This is a genomic window from Bradyrhizobium sp. CIAT3101, from assembly GCF_029714945.1.
In the GTDB taxonomy this organism is placed as follows: domain Bacteria; phylum Pseudomonadota; class Alphaproteobacteria; order Rhizobiales; family Xanthobacteraceae; genus Bradyrhizobium.
Window position 1 is genome coordinate 2,247,435 of the sequence record NZ_CP121634.1, and the last position, 23,053, is coordinate 2,270,487.

A 23,053-nucleotide genomic window follows, 5' to 3' on the forward strand; every position below is an offset into this window, starting at 1 on the left:
GTTCCGATCTAGCTCTCGCCGAGGATCTTCTTCGCGGCGCGAAGATGCGGCTTGTCGATCATCTGGCCGTCGAGCCGCAGCGTACCGGAGTTCGGATTGCTCGCGAACGCCGCGATCACCTTCTCTGCCCAGGTGCGCTCGGCATCCGTCGGCGCGAACGCCGCGTTGACGACATCGACATGTTTGGGGTGGATCAACGCCTTCGCCGAAAACCCGTCGCGCCGCGCCGCGCGCGTCTCCTGCTCGAGGCCGGCGAGATTGTCGATGTCGGTATAGACGGTGTCGATCGGTGCGACTTCCGCCGCGGCCGCCGCCATCAGGCAGAGGTCACGCGCGAGGCGATAGGGGCTGTGGAACACGCCGCCCGAAGCCTTCTCGGTGGCGCCGAGCGAGGCCGAGAGATCCTCCGCGCCCCACATCAGGCCGGCGAGGCGAGGGGAGCAGCCCTTGTAGCTGCCGAGACCGAAGATGGAGCTTGCCGTCTCGGTCGCAACGCAAACGATACGCGTCGTGCCGACGGCGATGCCGGCGGCCGCCTCCAAGGCTTCGAGCCAGGTCGCGACTTGCCGCACGTCGTCACCGCCTTGCGATTTTGGCAGCACGATGCCGTCGGGCCTGCCCGGCATCACCGCGGCGAGATCGGTCAGCGTCATGCCGGTATCGAGCGCGTTGACGCGGACGTAGAGCTGATGCGGGCCGGGTCGGCTCTTCAGCATCGCCAGCGTCAGGGTGCGCGCCTCCGGCTTCTTGTCGGTGACGACGGAATCCTCGAGATCGATGATCAGCGCGTCGGCCCTGCCTTCGCTGGCCTTCTCGAACTTGCGCGGGGAATCGCCCGGCACGAACAGCATGGAACGCATCAGACCGGCCTCTTGTGCATCATCGCCATGCGGCGGCATTTGCCGACGATCTCGTCGTTCTGGTTCAAGGCATGATGCTCGAACTCGACGATGCCCGCCTTCGGGCGCGATTTGGATTCCCTCAACGAAAGCACCTTCGTCGTCGCCCGCAAGGTGTCGCCATGGAAGACCGGTTTTGGAAAAGTCACGTCGGTCATGCCGAGATTGGCAACGGTGGTGCCCATGGTCGTATCATAGACCGTCATGCCGATCATGATGCCGAGGGTGTAAAGGCTGTTGAAAATGCGCTGGCCGAACTCGGTCTTTTCCGAGAAATGCGCGTCGATATGCAGCGGCTGCGGATTGAGCGTCAGCAGGCTGAACATGGTGTTGTCCATTTCCGTGACGGTCCGGGTCAGCGGATGCCTGAACTCCTGGCCCACGGAAAAGTCCTCGAAATAAAGTCCGGCCATCGCGTTTTCCTCCCTGTTGTCCTGCGATTTGGCCGGCGCCTGCCTCTAGGGCGGCGCCGCCAGGTGAACTGCCTTCTGCTCCGCCAGCCGTTCGATCTCTTCGGACGAGAAGCCGGCCTCGTGCAAAATGTCGCGGCCATGCTGGCCGAGCGTCGGCGCCGGGCCGGCGGGCTCCGGCTGGGTCGCGCTCCAGGTCGAGGGCACGCGCATCTGGCGGATGCGGCCCTCCACGGGGTGATCCACCGTCTTGAAGAAGTCGATCGCCTTGAGATGCGGATCCTCGAGGATCGTCTCCAGCGTGTGCATCGGCATCACCGGAATATCGGCACGCTCCAGCAGCTCGCGCCACTCGGCGGTGGTGCGCGTAACGAAGACGTGGCCGATCTCCTCGTAAATCTCGTCGATGTGCTTCGTGCGCGCGGCGTGGTTGGCAAAGCGCGGCTGCTCGAGGAAATGCGGCTGCCCGATCGCCTCGAAGAAGCTACGCCAGTGCTTGTCGTTGTAGATGAGCACGCAGAGATGGCCGTCGCTGGTCTTGTAGGGCCGGCGATAGCGCGAGAGCAGGCGAGTATAGCCGCCGTGATCGAGCGGCGGATCGTAGGTCAGGCCACCCAGATGATCGACCAGCACGAATTCGGTCATCGATTCGAACATCGGTACGTCGATGCGCTGGCCCTGGCCGGTGCGTTGCTGGTGCATCAAGCCGCCCATGACGGCGTTCACCATCATCAGCCCGACGATGCGATCGGCGATGGTGACGGGGACGTAGCGCGGCGTGCCGTCGCCGGCTGCCGCAAGCAGCGTCGGAATGGTCGCCGCGCCCTGGATCAGATCGTCATAGGCAGGCTTGGCGGCATAGGGGCCGGACTGGCCGTAGCCGAACGCGCCGACATAGACCAGCGACGGATTGATCGCGGCGAGCGTCTCGTAGTCGAGGCCGAGCCGCGCCATGGCCTGCGGGCGCACATTGTAGACGAGCGCGTTGGCGCTTTTCGCCAGCCGCAACAGCGTATCGCGCGCCTCTGGCTTCTTGAGGTCGAGCACGATGCTGCGCTTGCCGCGATTGGCATTGTGGAACATCCCGCCCATGCCGGGCGTGCGGCCGGGACCGATCTGGCGAACGATGTCGCCTTCGGGGCTTTCGACCTTGATGACGTCAGCGCCCATGTCGGCCAGCACCTGGGTGCCGTAGGGGCCCATCAGCACCGAAGTCAGGTCGAGAATGGTGAAGCCGGCGAGCGGTCCCATGGGGCCTCGTGGGATAAATTCATATAGGTGGAGTTAGAATTCATAAATCGGCGATGTCAATTCGCGTGGTTCGCCGAGGGGCGCATAGCTCCATGCATAGTTCATATACTTGACAGATAAATTCACATATATGTACATTTTCCTCAAGCAAGAAACGGAGCGAGGGACCGAACGGCTCGGCAGCAAGCGGCTGCCGCCTTCGGCGCGGGACGCCTCAGGGAGAATGACATGAAGACAAATCTGGTCCGGGCTGCAGCCGTGCTCGCGTTGTCGCTGCCGGTCTCGACATTGTCGGCGCAAGCGCTCGAGCTGAAGGTCGCCGACAGCTTCCCCGCCGGACATTATCTCGTCCGCCTGATGCTCAAGCCCTGGATGGACGACGTCACCAAGCGCACCAACGGCGCCGTGACCTTCACCTATTATCCGAACCAGCAGATCGGCAAAGCCGCCGACATGCTGCGGCTGACGCAGTCGGGCGTGGTCGACATCGGCTACATCGGACCGTCCTACGTCTCCGACAAGATGCCGCTGTCGGAAGTGGCGCAATTACCGGGTGCGTTCGCGACCAGCTGCCAGGGCACGCTTGCCTATTGGAAGACCGCGCGCGAAGGCGTGCTGGCCAAGCAGGAATACGCGCCGAACAAGATCAAGCTGCTGCTCGCCGTGGTGCTGCCGCCCTACCAGGTGTGGACCGTCAAGTCGAAGGTCGAGACCACCAAGGACATGCAGGGCCTGAAGCTGCGCACCACCGGCGGCGCGCAGGATCTCACGCTGCGCGCGCTCAACGCCGTGCCGGTGCGCATGGCCGCACCCGATGCCTATGAGTCGCTGTCGCGCGGCACGATGGATGGCCTGCTGTTTCCGCTGGACAGCGTCGTGGCCTATGGCCTCGACAAGCTGGTCAAGCACGCGACCGAAGGCGTCAGCTTCGGCAGCTTCATCGTCGCCTATTCCATCAATCAGTCGGTCTGGGACAAGCTGCCGGACGACGTGAAAAAGGCGATGAACGAGGCTTCGGAGGCGATCACGCCGAAAGCCTGCGCCGATGTCGACAAGGAAGGCGAAGCCACCAAGAAACACATGCAGGACGAAGGCGTCACCTTCGATCCGCTGCCGGAAGCAACGCGCGCCGAAATGAAGGACAAGCTCAAGGGCGTCGGTCATGAATGGGCCGCAGGTCTCGACAGCCGCGGCAAGCAGGCCTCTGCCGCGCTGAAGGAGTTCGACGACCTGCTGGCCGCCGGTGGCAAGTAATCCGCAAATCGGAGAAGGAGGCGCGACGTGATCGAACGGGCAGGGCAGGTGCTCGGCGCGCTGGAGCGCGCGCTGACAGTGATCGCGGTGTTATTCATGTTCGTGATCATGGTTCTGGTCGTGACCGACGTGTTCATGCGCTATGCGCTGAACAGCCCGTTCTCCTTCACCTATGACCTGATCGGGCTCTATCTGCTCGCGGGCGTGTTCTTCTTCACGCTGTCGGACGCCTTGCGCGAGCATGTCCATGTCGGCGTCGACATCCTGTTGTCGCGGTTCTCGCCCACGGGGCGGCGGCTGTCCGAGATCGTCACCGCGCTCGCGGGCCTCTTCGTGTTCGTCCTGATCTGCAAGGTCGGCTTCGCGCGCGCGCTGGAGAATTACGAGCAGCACGACGTTCTCTCTGGCGCCATTCCCTGGCCGACCTGGATCTCGGCGGCGCTGGTGCCGTTCGGGTGCGGTGTGCTGGTGCTGCGGCTGGCGCTCCAGCTGGTCGGCAATGTGCTGAGCCTCGTCAGCGGGCGCGACCTTTATCCGCTGCCGCCGGTGACCGGCGTCGGCGAAGCGCGCGGCTTCGAGTAACGGCGGATATCCATGACACCTCTCATCGTTCTCGCTTTGCTGTTCGGCCTGCTCGCGCTCGGCACGCCCGTCGGTTTCGCCATGGCCTTTTCCGGTTCGGTCGGCCTCGTGATGGTCGGCGGCTTTCCGACCTTGTTCGGCATCCTGGAGACCGCGCCGCTCTCGACCGTGTCCTCCTACGAGCTGATCACCATTCCGATGTTCCTGTTGATGGCGGATCTCGTGCTGTTGTCCGGCGTCGCGGACGATCTGTTCAAGACAGCCTCGGCCTGGGTCGGCCGTGTTCCCGGTGGGCTCGGCATGGCGACCGCGCTGGCCGGCGCAGGCTTCGGTGCGATCTGCGGCACTTCGACGGCGTCCGCTGCGACGCTGTCCTCGACCAGCCTGCCGGCGATGATCCGCCAGGGCTATGAGCCGAAGATGGCCGCGGGCGTGGTCGCGATCTCGGGCACGCTGTCGATGCTGCTGCCCACCAGCGTTGCGCTCGTCATCTTCGGCCTGCTGGCCGAAGTGAATATCGGCAAGCTGCTGATCTCCGGCATCATCCCAGCGATCCTCGTCACCATCACCATTATGGCCACGATCTATTTCCTGGTCTGGCAGGATCCCTCGCGGGCGCCGGCTGCAAAGTCAGTGCCGTGGCGGGAAAAGTTTGCGCTGCTGTGGCAGGTCTCGCCGATGGTGGTGCTGTTCTCGATCGTCACAGGCACGATCTATCTCGGTGTCGCGACGCCGACGGAGGCCTCGGCCTTCGGCGCGTTCGGTGCCTTCCTGCTCGCGATCGTCAAGGGCAAGATCACCCCGACCTCGCTCTACAAGACCCTGCTGCGCGCCTGCCACGGCACCTGCATGATCATCATGATCCTCGTTGGTGCCTCGATCTTCGGCTACTTCTTCACGCTCACCCATGTGACCCAGGATCTCGTCGCCTGGATCGGCAGCTTGCCGACCTCGCGCTGGGTGATCATCACGCTGATCCTGTGCGGCTATATCGTGCTCGGCTCGTTCATGGACCAGATCGCGATCCTGGTGCTGACCGTGCCGATCGTGTTGCCGCTGATCAAGACGCTCGGCTTCGATCCGATCTGGTTCGGCGTCATCAAGATCGTCACCGCCGAGGTCGGCATGATCACGCCGCCGGTCGGGCTGAACTGCTTCATCGTCGCCCGCTACGCCAAACGGCCGGTGGCGGAGGTGTTTCACGGCACCTTCCCGCACTTCATCGCCCACCTGATCGCGATCGCGATTTTGGTGGCGTTCCCGTCTATCATTCTCTGGCTGCCCTCGCAGATGGGGCGCTAGGATCGGAGCTCGCGGCTCCCAAGAAGGAGATCAAGAACATGGATTTCGCGCTCACCGATCAGCAGGAAGCCATTCGCGACGCCATCGCAAAGATCTGCGAGGCCTTTCCCGATGCCTATTGGCTGAAGAAAGACCACGACGGCGGATTCCCGCACGATTTTCACAAGGCGCTCGCGGATGCCGGCTGGCTCGGCATCTGCGTGCCGGAAGAATATGGCGGTTCAGGGCTCGGCATCACCGAAGCCGCGATCATGATGCGCACGATCGCGGAGTCCGGTGCCGGCATGTCCGGCGCCTCCGCAGTGCATATCAACGTGTTCGGTCTCAATCCCGTCGTCGTGTTCGGCACCGAGGAGCAGCGCAAACGCATGTTGCCACCAATGGTGGAAGGCCGCGAGAAAGCCTGCTTCGCCGTCACCGAGCCCAACACCGGCCTCAACACCACCCAGCTCAAGACCCGCGCGGTCGCCAAGAACGATCGCTACATCGTCAACGGCCAGAAGGTGTGGATCTCGACCGCGCAGGTCGCGCACAAGATCCTGCTGCTCGCGCGCACCACGCCGTTGGAGGATGTGCGCTCGCCCACCCATGGTCTCAGCCTGTTCTACACGGACTTCGACCGCAACAGGATCAAGGTCCACGAGATCGAGAAGATGGGCCGCAAGATCGTCGATTCCAACGAGCTGTTCTTCGAGGATTTCGAGATCCCGATGGAGGATCGCATCGGCGAAGAGGGCAAAGGTTTCCAGTACATCCTCGAGGGCATGAACCCCGAGCGCATCCTGATCGCAGCGGAAGCCGTCGGCCTCGGCAAGCTTGCGCTGTCGCGCGCGACGGAATACGCCAAGACGCGCGTCGTCTTCAATCGTCCGATCGGCAAGAACCAGGGCATTCAGCATCCGCTCGCGGTCAACTGGGTCGAGCTCGAGGCGGCCTGGCTGATGGTGATGCAGGCGGCCTGGCAATACGACAAGGGCTTGCCGTGCGGCGCCGGCGCAAATGCCGCCAAATATTTCGCAGGCGAAGCCGGATACCATGCCTGCGAGCAGGCGGTGATGACCCACGGCGGCTTCGGCTACGCCAAGGAGTTCCACGTCGAGCGTTATTTGCGCGAGGTGCTGATCCCGCGCATCGCGCCGGTCAGCCCGCAGCTTGCGCTCAGTTTTATTGCGGAAAAGGTGTTGGGCCTCGCGAAGTCATACTAGGCTGAAGCAGAATTGGGCGATGCCCGAGGACACGGCGCCGATCGACTTCTCCGGCCTGATCCGCGAGGGCGATCTCGTGGTGTGCGGGCAGGCGACGGCAGAGCCGGTCACCCTGACCGAAGCGCTGATGGCGCAGGCTGGAGAGCTGCCGGCATTCCGGATGATGGTCGGGCCGATCTTCTCGGAGACGTTCTCCGCGGCCTGCGCGCCCAACGTGTCATTCCAGAGCTATGGCGTGATCGGGAACGCGCGGCGGCTGGCCAAGGCTGGGCGGCTCGACGTGATCCCGAGCAGCTACAGCGCCTTCTGCTCCGATTTTTCTGCGCGCCGCCATCGGGCCGATGTCGTCCTGGTGCAGCTTGCGGAGTCCGGCGGACGGCTGAGCGCCAGCCTCTCCAACGACTATGTCATCAGCGCCGCGCGCGGTGCGCGCCTCGTCATCGCCGAGGTCAATCCGGATGCGCCGTTTACGTTTGGCGCGGAATGGCCTGAGGACGTGCCGATCCACGTGCGCGTCGTTGCTCGCCGTCCTCCTGTTGAGTTGCCGTCACCGCCTCTGGACGAGGTCTCCAGGCGTATCGCGGCACATGCCGCGGGCCTTATCGCCGACGGCAGCACGCTTCAATTCGGTGTCGGGCGGATTCCGGACGCGATCCTCTCCTCGCTATCGCATGTGCGCAATCTCGGCATCCACTCCGGCCTGATCAACGATGCCGTGGTCGACCTGATCGAGCGCGGCGCGGTCACCAATGCGGAGAAGGGGATCGATGCGGGGATCACGGTCACCAACCAGGTGATCGGAACAAATCGGCTCTATCGTTTCGTGCACGAGAACACGGCAGTCGCAGTGCGGCCGACGTCCTACACGCACGGCCAGGGCGTGCTGGCGCGGATCAACCGGCTGGTCGCGATCAACTCGGCGCTTCAGGTCGGGCTCGACGGCAGTGTGAACTCCGAGACGCTGAACGGCGTCGCGATCGGGGCGATCGGTGGGCAACTCGATTTCGTCCGTGGGGCCAATGCGTCTCCCGGCGGACGGGCGATCATCGCGCTGCCGGCGACGGCATCGGACGGTACCAGCCGGATCGTCGCCCATGTCGAGACCGTGACGACGCCCCGCGCCGATGTCGACGCCATTGTCACGGAATGGGGGATCGCCGAGTTACGCGGCTGCGGTCTTGCCGAGCGCGCGCGGCGCATGATCGCGATCGCGGCACCGGAGCATCGCGATCTGTTGTCGGAGCAGCTCCGCGGCTCCGCGCGCTAGCTCAGTTCATCATTGCCAGCGTCGGCCGCTGGCTCTCGGCTGATCCGATGATCCCGGGGAGATCCGTCACCTCGCCCGCGATCATGATCGACATCCGCCAGAACAAATGGGCCAGGCGGGTGAACACCAGCCGCTCGCGCTCGGCGGCCGCGGTTCCGTCCGGGATTGTCACGGTTTCCAGGCCCACCACCTTCTTGAAATCCGGCCAGATCATCATCGACTGCGCGATCACGGAGTAGCAGCTCGGAGTCTCGTCGCTCTCGTCGGGCGCCTGCGGCAACCCCGGATATTGCGTCGCCGCGGCGTAGAACTTGTAGGCACCGTAGCCGAGCTGCAGCAGGAACTTTTCGGGCACCGCGACGTCGGCGGCAAAGGACACCAGACGTGCCTCGCTCAGGATCTCCGGATCGATGGCGCTGAGGTCCTGGGCACGCAGCGCGGAGACGAACGCGAGCTCGCGATTGTGCTCGCGCAGCAGGTTGGCCAGCGGCTGTTGCTGTTGCACGGTGTCGGTGAGCAGGATGATGGTCTTGAGCATCGCGTGATGTCCCTCAGGGGAAGAGTTGGCGGGCGGTCATGACGGCGTCGTCGGCCGCGCAGTGTGCAAAGAAGTCGTTGGCGATGCGCTGTCCCGGAGCGATCTCCAGGATGCGGTAGCGCGCCAGCGCCGCCGCATCACGCGCCGCGCCGACATCGTCCTGCCAGGCGCACAGCGACAGTTCGAGGCGGCCATAACCACCGCAATCGGCGGCATAGGCGCCGGTCACAGCTTCGACGGTGGCGGCGACTGCGCCGGCGTCGCTGGCCGAGATGTCACGCAGGATGACGGCGATGCCCTTGCCGGCTTCGGCCTGCGACGTCATGACCATGAAGGCATCGCGCGCGCCGGTGCGGCCGGCACGACGGGCGGTGCGCACGAGGCCGGCGAAGGCGGAATCGGGTCCGAGCTCCAGCGTCGTCGTCTGCTGGCTGTGCAGAACAGTGGCGCGCATCGCGCCGAGATCGCCGGCCAGCGCGTGATAGGATCGCGGCAGCCACACCGTATCGAGCGGCACTTGCGACGAGGTCAGGCTCCAGGCCTGGTCGAGCAGATAGCCCTCCCAGATCGCAGGGTACGATGCCGCGAGATGCTGCCAGGTGCGCAGCAGCATCTCCGCGGCCCTGGTCCGACCGAAATAGAGCGTGCGGGCCGACATCTCCCAGCGATTCCACTTGTGGAGTGCGACGTCGCAGCCGAGGAAGGACGGTAGCAGCGGCGCCTCGCGGAGCACGGCGCCGGCTTCGACGAATAGGAGCGGCTCGCGATATTTGTTCCACATCCGCAGCATGAACTCCGCCTTCTCGAAGCAGAGCAGGCGGTCGCTGAACTGGGTGTCGATAGGCTCGATATGACAAGCGAGATCGAATCGTTCGAGCGAGTGCCGGAGCGCGAAGGCAGCGGTCGCGTCGCCGCCGCGCGGGTAACAGGAGACGATCCGCGGGCGGACGGTGGACGTATCGGCGCCAGCGAGGAATTTCGACCAGCCGATGCCACCCCACCACATCTCGTGCGGACCGTCGGCGCCGCAGGGGCCGACGGTTCCGAACTCGGTCAGCTTGGACTTGAGGAAGTCGAAGCCGGGGTTCTCGCTGGTCGGAATGACGACGGCACAGCCCGGATTGAGCGAACGGTAGAACAGCTCCGCGGCAGCGCCGCTCGGCGGCTCCTTGAGGATGACAACGCCGCTGCGCCTGTTCCCGGCGCGGTCGTCCAGCGTCGGCGCGCCATATTGTCCGGTCAGCCAGTCCAGCCGGTCGCGCTGGGTCCTGCCGAGCCGGATGCCGCCGGATCGCAAGAGGTCGTCAAGGTTTGCGTGCGTCCCGTCCGTCAATTCCGTGCCCCTCGCGTCGCCACTCAGCCCTTGGACTTGAACGGCCGGGGCGGCGCGATCAGGCGCACTATTTGGGGCTGGAACCGAGCGGGGTGATCGCAACCGAATAGATCGCGATGTCATGCGCCATCGGCGCGACGGGGACCAGCAGGCAGGCGTCGTCGGTCTCGGTGCGATAATGGGTACCGTTGTGCTGCACGCCGGCGAAGATCAGGCTGTCGGCGGCGATGCCGGTCACATCCTGGCTCTCGGCGGCGTCGCGAATGTCGTCCGCTGATTGGATGGTCACGCCATGAAGAAGGCCTTCTGCGGCGAATGTCGGCAGCGGCAGTGCGATCATGGCGATGCCCATCGTGCGCGAAAGGGGGATGCGCAGGCGCAACTCGCCGAGACCAGTGCGGTAGAGAGTTACGGTGTCCAGCGTGGCTGCGCCGTCGGCGCGGAACAGTCCGATCTGGACCTGGCCGCAGGGGCTCTCTTCAAAGACGTCGGCCGGCAGGCGGTTGGCCCCGAACAGCGTGTAGAGATAGGCGTTCGACGGCGACAGCCGGGCAAAGCTGCCGGCGAGCCACATCGGCGGGGCGGCAGACGCGCAGGCGGCGGAAAAACCGCGGGCGGTGATCTGCCGGCGGAGGAAGTCGCTGTCGATCATCGGCGCCAGCGCGTGCGTGCCGAGATTGACGTCGTGCTTCAAGCCGCCGAGCAGCGCCAACTCGTCCTCGTCAGGCAACAGCAGGAACCGCGCCAGTGTCGCCGTGCACCAGCGCGCAGCGACATCAGGCGCGGCATAGGGAGCGAGGCAGAAGTCGAGCGCCACGTCCTCGGCGCTCTCCGCAAAGGCGACGCTGCCTGCCTGGATCTCCGCGGCGAGTGCGACCTGGCCGGCCGGGCGCGGATTGATCTCGCGCAGCACCTGCTCACCGTCATAATCCCGGACCGAGCCATCGGCGGAGCAGCAGATCTGCTCGAGCAGCGCAATGTTGCGGATCAACATGCGCTTGATATGCGGCGTCACCACCAGGTCCGAGATCAAGCCTGTCGCGCTGTCTTCCTCGGCGACATCGTCGAAGGCATCGTCGAGCGAGATCAGATAGGCGCCGTGGAGCCGGATATTGATGCCTTCCATGTCGAACACGCGGCGCAACGCCTTCTGCACGCTTCCGGAATAGCCGAGATCGGCGAGCACCAGGTCGGTACATTCGTCGAAGCCGGGGATCGTGTGACGCAGATAGGCAAGCAGCCGTGCGCGCAGGGCCGCTGCAAGCTCGGCGATCTCGCCGGCATCCATCAGTTCCGGCAGAGCTTCGGCGAGATCTTCGCCGGGAGCAATTCCGTCTGGATAGGCCGCGAAGAACGCTTCGACCTTCGGCGGCAGGATCTTGATCATGTCGCGGAAGGTCGGCGCGTCGATCTTCAACACCTTGCTGAGCAGGTCGATCAACGGCTGCATCGTATCGGCCGAGGCGATCAGGCTGACGCGCCGGTTGATCTCGAGATAGGCCGATGTGGTGCCGTGCAGGTCCTGCCAGATCCGGTGTGGCAGGAAGCCGTCGCGGCCGAGGAAGGCGAGGGCGACCTTCCGGCCGGGGCCGGCGGCCTCCTGGCAGCGCCGGGCGATGAAGGCATCGAACGCCGTCATCACCGGGCCGAGCACGGTCATGCCGAGATGAAAGGCGGGAGATTTCTCGGCGTTGCGTGTGGCGACCATGCGCCGCAAGGTCCGTGCGCCATGATCGAGCCGCGCCGGCGTGCCCGGGCACAACAGCTCGAGCAGCGCGGTCTCGCGCTGGAATTTGGAAGCCAGTTGCGGCGTCGCCTGCGGATAATAACGCGGCCGAATGCCGTGGCGCTTCGCGCCCTTGATATCGGCCTTGTCGTTGTCGCCGACGTGAAAGGACACGCTGGCGTCGATACCCTGCTCGGACAGGTACTTTGCGAAGAGCGCCTCGCTCTTGCCGCTGCCGTGGTCGCAGGAAGCGTAGAGGAAGTCCCACGTCAGCCCGGGGCGGCATGCGAGCAGCAATCGCGCCAGCCGGTCGGTGTCCCAATAGGTATCGGAGATGAATCCGACACGGTGCCCGGCGCGCTTCATGTCCAGATATTGCCGAAGCATGTCCGGATTGGCGCGGCAGAGCTCGAGCTCGGCCGAGAACTCTGATTCGACGAGATCGTTCAGGTGATGGCGCGTGAGACCGAACAGCTTGAATGGAAAATAGGAATAGATTTCATCGATGCGAACTTCGCCGCCGCCGCGCTTCTCCTTCACGGTCCTCCGCGCACGCGCTTCGGCCTGGACACGATGCTGAACGAAACTCGCGGAAACATTCGGACAAGTTCGTGAAATGCCGGAAAGCTCGTAAGCCCTTTCAAATACACCATCCGGCGTCGTGCACGCGCGCAACAGAAATGTATCGAAAACATCGAACGACCAAGCAGAAACAATTTTGGCGCGGCGCAGCGCACCGGCCGTTGCGATCGTCATGTGCAGATTCCCCGCCAATCAGATCAATTAACGCGCACGTTCACCATGTCAGGCGCCACAAGCGCGAAAATAATTCACGCGCGATTCAAAAACGCATTCGTCACGACTGACAGATTCAAAAAAATCGCTAGGTTCGAAAAAGGTGATTCGGAAAAAATTGCCGGGTGCGGACGTCGTCTCGCGTACATTCACACTCGGAAACAATCGCTTCTTGATGCGCGGTGTGCGTGTCGCGTTTGATCGCCTAGTGCCGCGTAATGTCAGCGTTTTCTCTCAACGACATCTGTTCAGGATGGACGATCCGCCATGGCGCGAGACGATGTGATGATTGCGGGTGTGAGGTGCGAGAGCAGCACGCGCTCGGCAATTATTGCCCGACACTCGGCAAAAGATACCGGCTAACATCTTGAAAAATAACAAAAATTCTCCGCCTGGATTGTTTTGGCCCCGCGTTCAACGCCTGGAAGCCGTGTGGCATGTGCGCCGCCGGCATTGCGGGTTGGAGATTGCGGGATGAGTTACGCTGCTGATGTCTGGGCTCCCGCCGAGGCCGAGATTACGACGACGCTGCCGGCTGAAGAGATCGTGCCCATGATGCCGTCGGTGCCGCTGGCGCCGGACAGCGCGCCGGTCGCCGACGAAATCGTCTTCGACGAGGACAGCGAACTTCTCGACAAGCTTGCCACTGGCGACGAAGCCGCGTTCCGCATGTTGGTCGAGCGTCACATCGATCGCGCCTATGCGATCGCGCTGCGCATCGTCGGCAACGCCGCGGATGCCGAAGACGTGGTGCAGGACACCATGCTCAAGATCTGGAGCCATCGCGGTCGCTGGCAGCACGGCCGCGCCAAGTTCTCGACCTGGCTCTACCGCGTCATCTCCAACCGCTGCATCGATCTGCGCCGCAAGCCGCGCAACGAGAACGTCGAGACCGTGCCGGAAGTCGCCGACGGCCAGCCCGGCGCCGTCGAGATCATCGAGCGCAACGAGCTGAACGGCATGCTGGAGCTCGCGATGCAACGTCTGCCCGAGCAGCAGCGCATTGCCGTGATTTTCTCGTACCACGAGAACATGAGCAACGGCGAGATCGCCCAGGTGATGGACACCACGGTGGCGGCGGTGGAGTCCCTGCTCAAGCGCGGACGCCAGCAGCTGCGTCAGTTGCTGCGCAAGCACGAACGCGACATCCGCACCGCGTTTACCGATTGCTAACCATAAAATTTGCTCTGCGAAAATTTTCGCGCCTGATCTCCTTGCGCTCCACCGTTTGAGCGAACGGACGGGGCTGCGGTCTGCGTCGTCAATCGTCTTCAACGATGCGGCACGCCATGCCCATCAGCACAGGAGTTTCCAATGCCTGCAATTTCCACCAATACCGCGGCGAACTCTGCGGTCCGCTACCTCAACATCAATTCCGCGCAGGAGAGCAGCGCGCTTGCCAAGCTGTCGAGCGGCTCGCGCATCACCTCGGCCTCCGACGACGCCGCCGGCCTCGCGATCTCGACCCGCATCTCGTCGGACGTCACCACGCTGCAGCAGGCCGCGACCAACGCCTCGCAGGCGACCGCGATCCTCCAGACTGCTGACGGCGGCGCCTCCAACATCTCGGACATCCTGGCGCGCATGAAGTCGCTGGCCTCCGAATCGGCCTCGGGCACCACGACCGACTCCAGCCGCGCCTACATCAACTCGGAATTCACGCAGCTCACGAGCGAAATCGATTCGATCGCCAGCGGCACGCGCTATTCCAGCCAGAGCCTTCTGGACGGCTCGAGCGTGTTCTCCTCGGGCGTCTCCGTGCTGGTCGGCTCGTCCGGCTCCGACACCATCACCATCACGCTCACGAGCCTGACGTCGTCCTCACTCGGCGTAACTTCGCTCGACGTCAGCTCGCTGTCGGATGCGGCCTCGGCGCTCGACACGCTCGATACTGCGATCGACACGGTCTCGGCCGCCCGCGCCAGCATCGGTGCGCAGGAATCGCGGTTCAACTTCTCGTCGGACTCGATCTCGACCCAGACCCAGAACCTGCAGTCGGCGAACTCGGCGATCAAGGACGTCGATATCGCGGCCGAGCAGGCCACGTTGTCCTCGGCCGAGGTGAAGACCCAGGCCGCGGTGTCGGCGGAATCCGCGGCAAACCAGATGCCGCAGTACCTGCTCAAGCTGCTCGGCTAAGCGGTTGCCTAGACGACCTCCGGGCCGGCTTGATGCCGGCCCGGTTCACCCTGGGATGGATCGGGCAGCAGCACAGTGACGTCAGTCAGTTCGAGCACCAGTAGCACTGCGAGCACCACCTCGAGCACGTCGAGCGCTTCCACGGTGACCACGACCGGCACCACCACATCGACCAGCGTGGACTGGAGCGCGCTGATCACCGCGGCGGTGAACGCCAAGCTGACGGCAGCGACCACGATCTCGACCTCGATCACCAACAACGAAGCCAAGATCTCCGCCTACCAGACGCTCCAGACCGATCTTTCGACGCTCTCAAGCGGCCTGTCCTCGCTCGCGACGGCCGTCGTCAATTCGCTCGCGACCAACGTTTTTGCCACGCGCGCGGCGACCATCAGCTCGACTGGCGACGTCAGCGCGTCCTCCGCGCTCTCGATGTCGGTCAGCAATGGTGCTGCGACCGGCGACCACACGCTGACCATCAGCCAGGTCGCGACCGCGCAGAAGGTGGTCGGCACCTCACAGTCGAGCGAAACCACAGCGCTCGGCTATTCCGGTACGTTTTCCCTTGGTCTCGGCAGCGGCAGCACGGCAGATATCACCGTCACCAGCACGATGTCGATGCAGGACGTCGTCGACGCCATCAACGCCCAGACATCGACCACCAATGTGCAGGCCTCGATCGTCCAGGTATCGAGCGGATCGTACGAGATGGTGCTGTCCGGCACGGAGGACGCCTCTGACATCGCCTATTCCAGCACGTCCGGCAACGACATCCTGAACGAGCTCGGCGTCACCGACAGCTCGGGCGCTTTTTCCGACGTCCTGCAAACGTCTCAAGCTGCCAAATTCACCCTCGACGGCATCTCGATGACCCGGGATACCAATGATATCACTGACGTGCTGACTGGCGTGACTTTCAATCTGCTCCAGGCGACGACCTCAGGAGCGACGCTGAACATCAGCATCGAGCCCGATACCAGCCAGATTGAGACGGCGGTCGAGAGCCTCGTCACCAACTACAACACGTTCCGCGATGCGGTGATCGCGCAGCAGGCGACGGCCTCGGACGGCACGGCGGATTCGAGCGCGGTGTTGTTCGGCGACGGCACCATGCGCGACATCATGGATTCGCTCCAGAACGCGCTCAATAGCACGGTGGGCGGCCTCACCATGGCCGACCTCGGCCTGTCCTTCAACGAGAAGAACGAGCTCGAGCTCGACACCTCGACGCTATCGAATGTTCTCAGCACCAATCTGAGCGGCGTTACCACGCTGCTGTCGGCACAGACCAAGACCTCGTCGAGCCAGCTCAGTGTCGTCAACACCGGAACGTCGCCGCAATCCTTCACGCTCGACCTGACGGTGGATTCGTCCGGAAATCTCTCCTCTGCTTCGGTCGGCGGCGATTCCTCGCTGTTCACGGTGAGCGGCACGACGATCCTTGGCGCGGCCGGTACGGCTTACGCCGGCATGGCCTTCACCTATTCGGGTTCGACGTCGCAATCGATCACGGTGACCTCGACCTCGGGCATCGCCACGCAGCTCTATCAGCTGTCAAAGACCTACTCGTCGAGCTCCGGCTCGCTGCAGACGCTGATCACCAACCTGACCGATCGCGACACGGACCTGCAGCAGAAGGTCGACGACATCGAGAGCGCCGCGTCCGCCTACCAGACCCAGCTTCAGACCCAATACGCGAATTACCAGGCCGCGATCACGAGCGCGAACAACACGCTCACCTATCTCAAGGCCTTGCTTAACTCCAGCTCGAGTAGTTGATGATGCATAATCCGATGGCGTACATGGCCAATCAGGCCTATCGGGGCGCGGCGACCAGTGTGCCGCCGCTGAAGGCGATCTCGATGCTGCTTGGCGGCGCGATCACCTTCTTCCAGAAGTCGCTGGCCGCGCAGGAAGCGCGGCGCTTCGAGGAAGGCCACGAATATCTGCTGAAGGCGACCGCGATCCTGCGCGGGCTGAGCCACAATCTCGACTTCGCTAAGGGCGGGGCGGTGGCCGAGCGCCTGTTCCAGACCTACAACAGCCTGATCGTGGCGAGCCACAAGGCGTTCGGCCGGCCGCATGCGCCTCAGAGTTTTCGGCGGATCATCGCCGCCGTGACCGAGCTGCGCGAGGCGTGGGAGCATGTCGACGCGGCGGTGCGGGGCGGCAAGGTCGCGCCGGCCGATTCGGCCCGCACGGGCTAAAATCGCGAGTGCCCGGACCGCGTAAGGGGTCCCGGCGATCGCCCATCGCGCAGTTTGGCCCGTTTCCGTAGTGCTCCGGGCGTTTTTGGCGCGCGAAGCTGCCGGAAATCGGTTTCCGCCGCACCTGCAATGCTTTATGAGGGGCCTGACCGAGGCGGGATCGGCGGGCGATGGACGTCACCGAGTTTGAGGAACTGATCGACCGGCTGGGCGAGGATCTCTCGCTCTGGCCCGACGACCGGCGTCTGCCCGCCGAAGAGCTGCTGAAGCGTTCCTGCTCTGCCCAGGCCTTGCTGGAAGAGATGCGCGCCTTGCGCCAGGCGCTCGCCGCACCTCCGGTCCGGGCGCCCGCAGGCCTCGCCGACCGTATCGCCGCCGCCGCCGCGAAAATGAAGAGCGACACCGCCGAGCCGCGCACCGAAGGCGAGACCGCGGGCAGCTGAACGGCTCTTTCTCTGACATTCCGATCCCAATGACTTTTGCGCTCGTGCCCACACGCGCGAGCGGCTGCGCTTTTTCGTAAGCGCACTTTCATCATTCCCGAATACTGCGCACGCGGCAGTTTTTGCCGTGTCGAAAGCGATTTTTGCGCGGGTGAATCCGCGCCTGAATCCGCGAGGCCACGCGTTTCATCAGCACACAGATTTCAAGCGCGCTGACCGACATCGTCGTCGCCGGCCGCGCGAGAAAGCCGGAGTTTCTGATGACAGTTTCCGCAACGAGTTCCGCAACGACTGCGACCACGACGACGTCGTCATCGTCGAGCACCTCGTCCAGTTCGACGCTGACCTCGAGCGATTTCCTGAGCCTGCTCGTCAGCGAGCTTCAGAACCAGGATCCGCTGAACGCGACCTCGACCACCGACTTCATCAATCAGCTCACCTCTTACGCCAATTTCAGCCAGCAGCAGTCGATCAACTCCAATCTGACGTCGCTCTCCAGCTCGTTCTCGAGCCTCGTGACGCTCAATTCGGTCAATTATATCGGCCACACCGTCGAGGCGAAGACCGACACGTCGACCCTGAGCAACGGCTCGGCGACGTTCGGCTATTCGCTGTCGTCGGCCGCTTCCGACGTCGCGATCACCATCAAGGACTCCTCCGGTAACACCGTCTACACCGGCACCGGGACCGGCAACTCCGGATCCAACACCTTCACCTGGGACGGCAAGAACTCCAGCGGCACCCAGCTCACGGATGGCGGTCAGTACACCATCTCGGTGACCGCGACGGATTCCGCCGGCAACTCGGTGCTCAACTACACCACCATTTCCGGCACGGTGACCGGCATCGACACATCCACGTCCACGCCATCGCTGACCGTGAACGGCGTCTCCGTCAGCGCCGCCGACATCATCGGCGTCACGTCCTGATCCTACGTCCTGATCCCTCTGGAGTTTCTTCATGAGTCTCACCGGTGCACTCTCTTCGGCGATCTCCGCGCTCAGCGCGCAGAGCCAGTCCCTGTCGATGATCAGCGACAACATCGCCAACACCAGCACGACCGGCTACAAGACGACGTCGGCGATGTTCGACGACCTCGTGACCGCGTCGAGCAACGCGACCTCCTATGCCTCGGGCGGCGTCACCGTTTCGGGTCGCGCCAACATCACCCAGCAAGGCCTGCTTGCCGCGACCTCCAACGCGACCGACGTCGCGATCCAGGGCTCGGGCTTCTTCGTCGTGACCAGCGCCACGTCGGGCGGCACCACGTCCTATACGCGCAACGGCGCCTTTTCGACCGACAACGCGGGCTATCTCGAGAACAATGGCAGCTACCTCGAGGGATGGCGCACCGATTCGGACGGCAACGTCGTCGGCAATGAATCGGCGAGCAATCTCGAAGCCATCAACACCCAGGTCGCCTCGACCAGCGGCAGCGCCACCACAAAGACCACGATTGCGGCGAACCTGCCGTCGGATGCAGCGACCGGCGATACCTATACCAGCTCGATGACCGTCTACGATTCGCTCGGTGCGGCGAACTCGATGCAGGTCACCTGGACCAAGACCGGGACGAACACGTGGAGCGCGAGCTTCGCCAATCCGACCTCGACGTCGGACACCACGACCGCGACCGGCACGGCCTCGGGCACGATCGCCATCACCTTCAACAGCGACGGCTCGCTTGCCAGCACCAGCCCGAGCCCGGCGACCGTCGCGGTGACGGGCTGGACCGATGGTGCAGCGGACAGCACGATCACGATGAGCCTCGGTACCGCCGGAGGCACGGACGGTCTCACACAATACGCCTCGGGCGAGACAACGCCGACCGTCAACGTCACCAGCATCTCCTCGGACGGCCTGTCCTACGGCAAGTTGTCCAGCATCTCGATCGGCAAGAACGGCATCGTCGACGCCACCTATTCCAATGGCCAGACCATCGCGATCTACAAGATCGCGGTGGCGACTTTCGCCGATCCAACCGGCCTTTCCGCCGCCAGCGACGGCCTCTATTCCGCGACGGTGACGTCGGGGAATGCGGCGTTGCAGGCGTCCGGCGAGAACGGTGCGGGGACGATCTACGGCAGCGAGCTGGAATCCTCGACCACCGATACCTCCAGCCAGTTCTCGAGCATGATCTCGGCGCAGCAGGCTTATTCGGCGGCCTCTCAGGTCATCTCTACCGTCAGCAAGATGTACGACACCCTGATCTCGGCGATGAGGTGAGCGATGCGCAGCGAGGAGGCCAAAGCCGCCGGAGAAGCGCTGCTGCGCCGGCTGCGACGGCTGGTGGCCCGGGCCGCAACCGTGAAGGACACCGACCACAAACAGCTCCTCGCCTTGCTCGACGATATCGAGACGACCCGCCGCGGCCTGTTGAAGGAATGCGCAGAGATCGAGGGCGAGATGAAACAGGCGACCGTCAGGACGACCGCGATCGGTGCTTATCTGCGCAACTCGCAAGCCCATCGCGGCAAACGGCACAATTAGAAGAAGGCGATGACCATGAGTGTAGCCCAAGCCAATAGCCAAGCCACGCGGACCAACGCCGCAAGCGGCGACGCCCGGATCAAGTCGCTGATCGGACTGATCGACGTCCTGACCGCGCTGGTCGCGGAAGAGAACGCCGAACTCGCCAAGGGCCTCCCGGCCTCACGCCTGAAGCAGGTCGACGAGAAGAACCGGCTGGCGGAGATTTTCGAGCGATCCGTCGCCGAATGTGCGGCGGGCGGGACCACGCTGACCGTGCGGGACCGGATCCTGCGCGAGCAGCTCCTGGATCGGATCCTGAAGCTGCGCGCGGCGATGGACGAAAATCTGGTGCGCCTGCGCGCCGCGATCGAGGCCAGCAATCGCCGGATCGAAGCGGTCATGCAGGCGATCCGCGAGCAGATCGCGGCGGTGTCGCCCTATGGCGCCTCCGGCCGGGTGGCCGCACGCGCCGTCTCCAGCGGCACCAGCCGCAGCGCCTGACGAGCAGGGGAGTCCGCCGTGTCGCTCGATATCGCACGATCGATCGCCTTCAGCGGCCTGTCGTCCACGTCGGTGCAGATCAGCGTGACGTCGTCGAACATTTCGAACGCCGACACGACGGGCTACACCAAAAAGACCGCGAACCAGTCGAGCAGCGTCACCAACGGCGTCGGTACCGGCGTCACGGTGACGGGCATCACCTCGACGGTCGACAAGCTGCTGTTGAAGTCGCTGGTCGGTGCCGACTCCGATCTCGGTTCGGCCGACACGGCCAATAGCTATCTGACCTCGCTGGAGAAGCTCTACGGCTCGACCAGCAGCACCGACAGCTCGTCGACCGGGACCTCGCTGGCCAACAGCATTGCCTCGCTGGAATCCGCGCTGTCGTCGCTGGCAAGCACGCCGAGCAGCGCCTCGCTGCAATCCAACGTCATCAGCGCGCTCGACGACGTCACGAGCCAGTTGCGGGAGACATCGAGCGGTATCCAGAAGCTCCGCTCCAACGCCGACCAGGATATCTCGTCGTCGATCGACGACGTCAATACGGACCTGCAGAACATCGCGGATCTGAACGCGGAGATCAAGCAGACGGCGGCAACCGGGCAGTCGACCGCGGACCTGGAGGACCAGCGCAACGCCGCGCTGCAGGACGTCGCCTCGAAGATGAACGTCAGCTACTACACGGCGTCGAACGGTGATCTCCAGATCTACACCACGACCGGGCAGGCGCTGGTCGACTCTTCCGCACACAAGATCAGCTATACCGCCGCCGCCAACGTGTCGTCGTCGACGACCTACACCGCCGGCTCCTCGTCGAGCGGTTTCAGCGCGATCACGGTGAACGGCGTCGACATTACCTCCCAGATCACCGGCGGAAGCATCGGCGGCCTCATCACCCTTCGCGACAAGACCCTGCCGGCGGCACAGTCCCAGCTCGACCAGCTCGCAACGCAGCTTGCCTCCGCGGTCAACACCGTCTCGAACAGCGCCTCCTCGGTGCCGGCGCCGACCAGCCTGACCGGAACGACCAGTGTCACCAGCGCCACGACGTTGTCCGCCACCGGCACAGTGCGTCTCGCCGTGACCGACCAGAGCGGCAACCTGGTCTCCTACAGCGATCTGGACCTGTCGTCCTATTCCACGGTCGGCGATCTCGTCACCGCCATCAATGGCATTTCCGGGATGTCGGCGTCGGTCGATTCGAATGGCCATCTTTCGATCACGGCGACAGGCTCGGGCAACGGCGTTGCCATCAACGAGATGACCAGCTCGGTCGGTAGCTCGAGCGAGGGATTTTCCGACTATTTTGGCCTCAACGATCTCGTGACCGGAACGAGCGCGTCGGATATCGCGGTCAACAGTAGCATCCTGTCCGGCACCAACGAGCTGCAGCTCGCCACGCTGGACTCCTCGTCGACCCTCACGGTCGGCAGCAGTGTGCTGACGTCGGGATCCGCGACCGTGGTCAATGCGTTCTACAGCGCATTGACGGCCTCACGGACGTTTTCCTCTACCGGAGGGCTCGCCGCCACCACCGGCTCCTTTGCCGACTATGCCTCGACCATCGTGGCCGACGTCGCGAGCAAGGCCTCGCAGGCGTCCACCAACTACACCGCCAAGGAGACCGCGCAGTCGACCTATGCGAGCTCGCTCTCGTCGCAGTCGGGCGTCAACCTCGACGAAGAATCGGCCAATCTGAGCACGCTGCAAAACCAATACACGGCGGCCTCCGCGTTGATCTCGGCTATCAACAGCATGTACTCGGCGCTGATCACCGCCGTGCAATCGTCGTAAGGCGCGGGGGAGCAGCTCCATGGTCGCGATGCGGATTGCCACCTTCGCCCAGTCGAGCAAGATGATCGCCGACGCGATGCGCGTGGAGTCGGTCATGGCCAACGAGCAGGTCCAGGAATCGTCGGGTGTCATCTCGACCGATTTCGGCGGATACGGCTCGAACGCGCAGCATGTTGTCAACCTCCAGGTCTCGGTGACGCGCGCGCAGTCCTATATCGATGCGGCCACGCTGGCCGACAGCAAGGTTCAGGTGATGTATTCGGCCGTCGGCTCGATGACGGACATCATCACGCAACTCCGCTCCCAGCTCAGCGCTGCTTCGACCGGGAGCTCGACCGAAACGAACTCGGTGATCTCGTCCGCCCAGCAGATGCTGGAGCAGATGGGCTCGCTGATGAACACGCAGTATGACGGCCAGTATGTCTTTGCGGGCGGCAAGACGGATACGGCGCCGGTCGACCTCACCAGCTTTTCTTCGGGCACGGGTTCTACCACCACGGCGGATACCAGCTACTACAACGGTGACGACGAAATAGCCTCGGTGCGCGTGGCCGCCGACAACACCGTGTCCTATGGCGTGACCGCCGACAATTCGGCGTTCGAGGAAGTCATGCGCGTGCTGAAGTTCGTAGCCAACAGCACCTCGCTGTCGTCCTCGGACATTTCCAGCGCGCTCGATCTCGCCAGCACGGCGCTCGACGACACCGCGGCGGTGCAGGCAAAACTCTCCAGCTCGGCGTCCTCGATCGAGTCGGCGAGCACGCAACAGACCGACTACAAGAGCTACGCCGAAAGCCTGTCGAACGACCTCACCGGCGTCGATGTCGCCGCCATCACCGCCCAGCTCTCGACCTACCAGGCCCAGCTCACCGCGTCGTATTCGGCAATGTCCAAGATCCTCAGCATGAATCTGGCGAGCTACCTGAAATAGGCGA

At 63.9% G+C, this 23,053-nt stretch carries 24 protein-coding genes; 16 read left to right on the top strand and 8 right to left on the bottom strand.

Features of this window, described 5'->3' with window-relative positions; all coding sequences use genetic code 11:
* Positions 1 to 8: 8 nt before the first annotated feature.
* From QA645_RS10515 to QA645_RS10525, 3 genes are read right to left on the bottom strand one after another with little or no spacing between them, the layout of a single operon-like run.
* On the bottom strand, positions 9 to 860 hold the full coding sequence (locus tag QA645_RS10515) for a CoA ester lyase (RefSeq protein ID WP_283050027.1): 852 nt from the start codon (positions 858 to 860) through the stop codon (positions 9 to 11).
* On the bottom strand, positions 860 to 1,312 hold the full coding sequence (locus QA645_RS10520; RefSeq protein WP_015684048.1) for a MaoC family dehydratase: 453 nt from the start codon (positions 1,310 to 1,312) through the stop codon (positions 860 to 862). Before QA645_RS10520 ends, QA645_RS10515 begins: the two co-directional genes overlap by 1 nt.
* A gap of 45 nt (positions 1,313 to 1,357) precedes the next feature.
* Positions 1,358 to 2,560 carry a CoA transferase gene (locus QA645_RS10525; RefSeq protein WP_283050030.1) on the bottom strand — a complete coding sequence of 401 codons (1,203 nt, stop codon included), beginning with the start codon at positions 2,558 to 2,560 and terminating at the stop codon, positions 1,358 to 1,360.
* A 228-nt stretch (positions 2,561 to 2,788) separates the two neighbouring features.
* Between QA645_RS10525 and dctP the strand changes: the two genes are divergently transcribed.
* The 5 genes from dctP to QA645_RS10550 are packed head-to-tail and all read left to right on the top strand — an operon-like array spanning position 2,789 to position 8,170.
* The gene (gene dctP / locus QA645_RS10530; protein ID WP_254195067.1) at positions 2,789 to 3,814 is read left to right on the top strand and encodes a TRAP transporter substrate-binding protein DctP; all 1,026 of its coding nucleotides are present in this window, start codon (positions 2,789 to 2,791) and stop codon (positions 3,812 to 3,814) included.
* Between the two features lie 27 nt (positions 3,815 to 3,841).
* On the top strand, positions 3,842 to 4,396 hold the full coding sequence (locus QA645_RS10535) for a TRAP transporter small permease (RefSeq protein ID WP_254133592.1): 555 nt from the start codon (positions 3,842 to 3,844) through the stop codon (positions 4,394 to 4,396).
* A gap of 12 nt (positions 4,397 to 4,408) precedes the next feature.
* Positions 4,409 to 5,698: a TRAP transporter large permease gene (locus QA645_RS10540; RefSeq protein WP_254133591.1), complete on the top strand. Its 1,290-nt coding sequence runs from the start codon at positions 4,409 to 4,411 to the stop codon at positions 5,696 to 5,698.
* 38 nt (positions 5,699 to 5,736) lie between these two features.
* The gene (locus tag QA645_RS10545) at positions 5,737 to 6,903 is read left to right on the top strand and encodes an acyl-CoA dehydrogenase family protein (protein ID WP_283050035.1); all 1,167 of its coding nucleotides are present in this window, start codon (positions 5,737 to 5,739) and stop codon (positions 6,901 to 6,903) included.
* A 19-nt stretch (positions 6,904 to 6,922) separates the two neighbouring features.
* A complete protein-coding gene (locus QA645_RS10550) occupies positions 6,923 to 8,170 on the top strand; it encodes an acetyl-CoA hydrolase/transferase C-terminal domain-containing protein (protein ID WP_283050036.1) in 1,248 nt (415 codons plus the stop codon).
* Between the two features lies 1 nt (position 8,171).
* On the opposite strand, the gene QA645_RS10555 is transcribed toward QA645_RS10550, so the two are convergent.
* The 3 genes from QA645_RS10555 to QA645_RS10565 form a co-directional block, all read right to left on the bottom strand.
* Positions 8,172 to 8,708, bottom strand: coding sequence for a hypothetical protein (locus tag QA645_RS10555; protein ID WP_283050038.1), 537 nt, complete (start codon positions 8,706 to 8,708; stop codon positions 8,172 to 8,174).
* Between the two features lie 13 nt (positions 8,709 to 8,721).
* Positions 8,722 to 10,041: a hypothetical protein gene (locus tag QA645_RS10560; RefSeq protein WP_283050040.1), complete on the bottom strand. Its 1,320-nt coding sequence runs from the start codon at positions 10,039 to 10,041 to the stop codon at positions 8,722 to 8,724.
* Between the two features lie 67 nt (positions 10,042 to 10,108).
* A complete protein-coding gene (locus QA645_RS10565) occupies positions 10,109 to 12,307 on the bottom strand; it encodes a hypothetical protein (RefSeq protein ID WP_283050042.1) in 2,199 nt (732 codons plus the stop codon).
* 729 nt (positions 12,308 to 13,036) lie between these two features.
* Between QA645_RS10565 and QA645_RS10570 the strand changes: the two genes are divergently transcribed.
* Positions 13,037 to 13,735: an RNA polymerase sigma factor gene (locus QA645_RS10570; protein WP_254133586.1), complete on the top strand. Its 699-nt coding sequence runs from the start codon at positions 13,037 to 13,039 to the stop codon at positions 13,733 to 13,735.
* 141 nt (positions 13,736 to 13,876) lie between these two features.
* The gene (locus tag QA645_RS10575; protein ID WP_148772853.1) at positions 13,877 to 14,701 is read left to right on the top strand and encodes a flagellin; all 825 of its coding nucleotides are present in this window, start codon (positions 13,877 to 13,879) and stop codon (positions 14,699 to 14,701) included.
* Positions 14,702 to 14,709: 8 nt separating this feature from the next.
* On the opposite strand, the gene QA645_RS10580 is transcribed toward QA645_RS10575, so the two are convergent.
* Positions 14,710 to 14,853: a hypothetical protein gene (locus QA645_RS10580; protein ID WP_283050044.1), complete on the bottom strand. Its 144-nt coding sequence runs from the start codon at positions 14,851 to 14,853 to the stop codon at positions 14,710 to 14,712.
* Here QA645_RS10580 and fliD point away from each other — a divergent pair.
* The 3 genes from fliD to QA645_RS10595 all read left to right on the top strand — a co-directional run bounded on the left by fliD (position 14,846) and on the right by QA645_RS10595 (position 17,351).
* Positions 14,846 to 16,480: a flagellar filament capping protein FliD gene (fliD, locus tag QA645_RS10585; protein ID WP_283050046.1), complete on the top strand. Its 1,635-nt coding sequence runs from the start codon at positions 14,846 to 14,848 to the stop codon at positions 16,478 to 16,480. The two genes, QA645_RS10580 and fliD, sit on opposite strands and share 8 nt — an antisense overlap.
* Complete coding sequence (locus tag QA645_RS10590) at positions 16,480 to 16,908, top strand: flagellar export chaperone FliS (protein WP_254195062.1); 429 nt, start codon at positions 16,480 to 16,482, stop codon at positions 16,906 to 16,908. Before fliD ends, QA645_RS10590 begins: the two co-directional genes overlap by 1 nt.
* A gap of 170 nt (positions 16,909 to 17,078) precedes the next feature.
* Positions 17,079 to 17,351, top strand: coding sequence for a hypothetical protein (locus tag QA645_RS10595; RefSeq protein WP_283050048.1), 273 nt, complete (start codon positions 17,079 to 17,081; stop codon positions 17,349 to 17,351).
* Positions 17,352 to 17,442: 91 nt separating this feature from the next.
* Here QA645_RS10595 and QA645_RS10600 read toward each other — a convergent pair whose 3' ends face one another.
* Complete coding sequence (locus QA645_RS10600; protein WP_283050050.1) at positions 17,443 to 17,574, bottom strand: hypothetical protein; 132 nt, start codon at positions 17,572 to 17,574, stop codon at positions 17,443 to 17,445.
* Positions 17,575 to 17,611: 37 nt separating this feature from the next.
* On the opposite strand from QA645_RS10600, the gene QA645_RS10605 reads away from it, so the two are divergent.
* From QA645_RS10605 to QA645_RS10630, 6 genes are read left to right on the top strand one after another with little or no spacing between them, the layout of a single operon-like run.
* A complete protein-coding gene (locus QA645_RS10605; protein ID WP_283050051.1) occupies positions 17,612 to 18,280 on the top strand; it encodes a FlgD immunoglobulin-like domain containing protein in 669 nt (222 codons plus the stop codon).
* Positions 18,281 to 18,311: 31 nt separating this feature from the next.
* Positions 18,312 to 19,577, top strand: a complete 1,266-nt coding sequence (flgE, locus tag QA645_RS10610; RefSeq protein WP_283050053.1) for a flagellar hook protein FlgE — start codon at positions 18,312 to 18,314, stop codon at positions 19,575 to 19,577.
* 3 nt (positions 19,578 to 19,580) lie between these two features.
* On the top strand, positions 19,581 to 19,841 hold the full coding sequence (locus QA645_RS10615; RefSeq protein ID WP_283050054.1) for a hypothetical protein: 261 nt from the start codon (positions 19,581 to 19,583) through the stop codon (positions 19,839 to 19,841).
* Between the two features lie 9 nt (positions 19,842 to 19,850).
* The gene (locus QA645_RS10620; RefSeq protein WP_254133578.1) at positions 19,851 to 20,324 is read left to right on the top strand and encodes a flagellar protein FlgN; all 474 of its coding nucleotides are present in this window, start codon (positions 19,851 to 19,853) and stop codon (positions 20,322 to 20,324) included.
* A gap of 18 nt (positions 20,325 to 20,342) precedes the next feature.
* On the top strand, positions 20,343 to 22,118 hold the full coding sequence (gene flgK / locus QA645_RS10625; protein ID WP_283050056.1) for a flagellar hook-associated protein FlgK: 1,776 nt from the start codon (positions 20,343 to 20,345) through the stop codon (positions 22,116 to 22,118).
* 19 nt (positions 22,119 to 22,137) lie between these two features.
* Positions 22,138 to 23,049, top strand: a complete 912-nt coding sequence (locus QA645_RS10630) for a flagellin (protein WP_283050058.1) — start codon at positions 22,138 to 22,140, stop codon at positions 23,047 to 23,049.
* Positions 23,050 to 23,053: the final 4 nt, after the last annotated feature.

Excerpts from the sequence above, each read along its gene's own strand:
- QA645_RS10515 (WP_283050027.1), bottom strand. The coding sequence starts at position 860 with ATGCGTTCCATGCTGTTCGTGCCGGGCGATTCCCCGCGCAAGTTCGAG.
- QA645_RS10520 (WP_015684048.1), bottom strand. The coding sequence starts at position 1,312 with ATGGCCGGACTTTATTTCGAGGACTTTTCCGTGGGCCAGGAGTTCAGG.
- QA645_RS10525 (WP_283050030.1), bottom strand. The coding sequence starts at position 2,560 with ATGGGACCGCTCGCCGGCTTCACCATTCTCGACCTGACTTCGGTGCTG.
- dctP (WP_254195067.1), top strand. The coding sequence starts at position 2,789 with ATGAAGACAAATCTGGTCCGGGCTGCAGCCGTGCTCGCGTTGTCGCTG.
- QA645_RS10540 (WP_254133591.1), top strand. The coding sequence starts at position 4,409 with ATGACACCTCTCATCGTTCTCGCTTTGCTGTTCGGCCTGCTCGCGCTC.
- QA645_RS10545 (WP_283050035.1), top strand. The coding sequence starts at position 5,737 with ATGGATTTCGCGCTCACCGATCAGCAGGAAGCCATTCGCGACGCCATC.
- QA645_RS10550 (WP_283050036.1), top strand. The coding sequence starts at position 6,923 with ATGCCCGAGGACACGGCGCCGATCGACTTCTCCGGCCTGATCCGCGAG.
- QA645_RS10555 (WP_283050038.1), bottom strand. The coding sequence starts at position 8,708 with ATGCTCAAGACCATCATCCTGCTCACCGACACCGTGCAACAGCAACAG.
- QA645_RS10570 (WP_254133586.1), top strand. The coding sequence starts at position 13,037 with ATGAGTTACGCTGCTGATGTCTGGGCTCCCGCCGAGGCCGAGATTACG.
- QA645_RS10575 (WP_148772853.1), top strand. The coding sequence starts at position 13,877 with ATGCCTGCAATTTCCACCAATACCGCGGCGAACTCTGCGGTCCGCTAC.
- QA645_RS10590 (WP_254195062.1), top strand. The coding sequence starts at position 16,480 with ATGATGCATAATCCGATGGCGTACATGGCCAATCAGGCCTATCGGGGC.
- QA645_RS10595 (WP_283050048.1), top strand. The coding sequence starts at position 17,079 with ATGGACGTCACCGAGTTTGAGGAACTGATCGACCGGCTGGGCGAGGAT.
- QA645_RS10600 (WP_283050050.1), bottom strand. The coding sequence starts at position 17,574 with ATGTCGGTCAGCGCGCTTGAAATCTGTGTGCTGATGAAACGCGTGGCC.
- QA645_RS10605 (WP_283050051.1), top strand. The coding sequence starts at position 17,612 with ATGACAGTTTCCGCAACGAGTTCCGCAACGACTGCGACCACGACGACG.
- flgE (WP_283050053.1), top strand. The coding sequence starts at position 18,312 with ATGAGTCTCACCGGTGCACTCTCTTCGGCGATCTCCGCGCTCAGCGCG.
- QA645_RS10615 (WP_283050054.1), top strand. The coding sequence starts at position 19,581 with ATGCGCAGCGAGGAGGCCAAAGCCGCCGGAGAAGCGCTGCTGCGCCGG.
- QA645_RS10620 (WP_254133578.1), top strand. The coding sequence starts at position 19,851 with ATGACCATGAGTGTAGCCCAAGCCAATAGCCAAGCCACGCGGACCAAC.
- QA645_RS10630 (WP_283050058.1), top strand. The coding sequence starts at position 22,138 with ATGGTCGCGATGCGGATTGCCACCTTCGCCCAGTCGAGCAAGATGATC.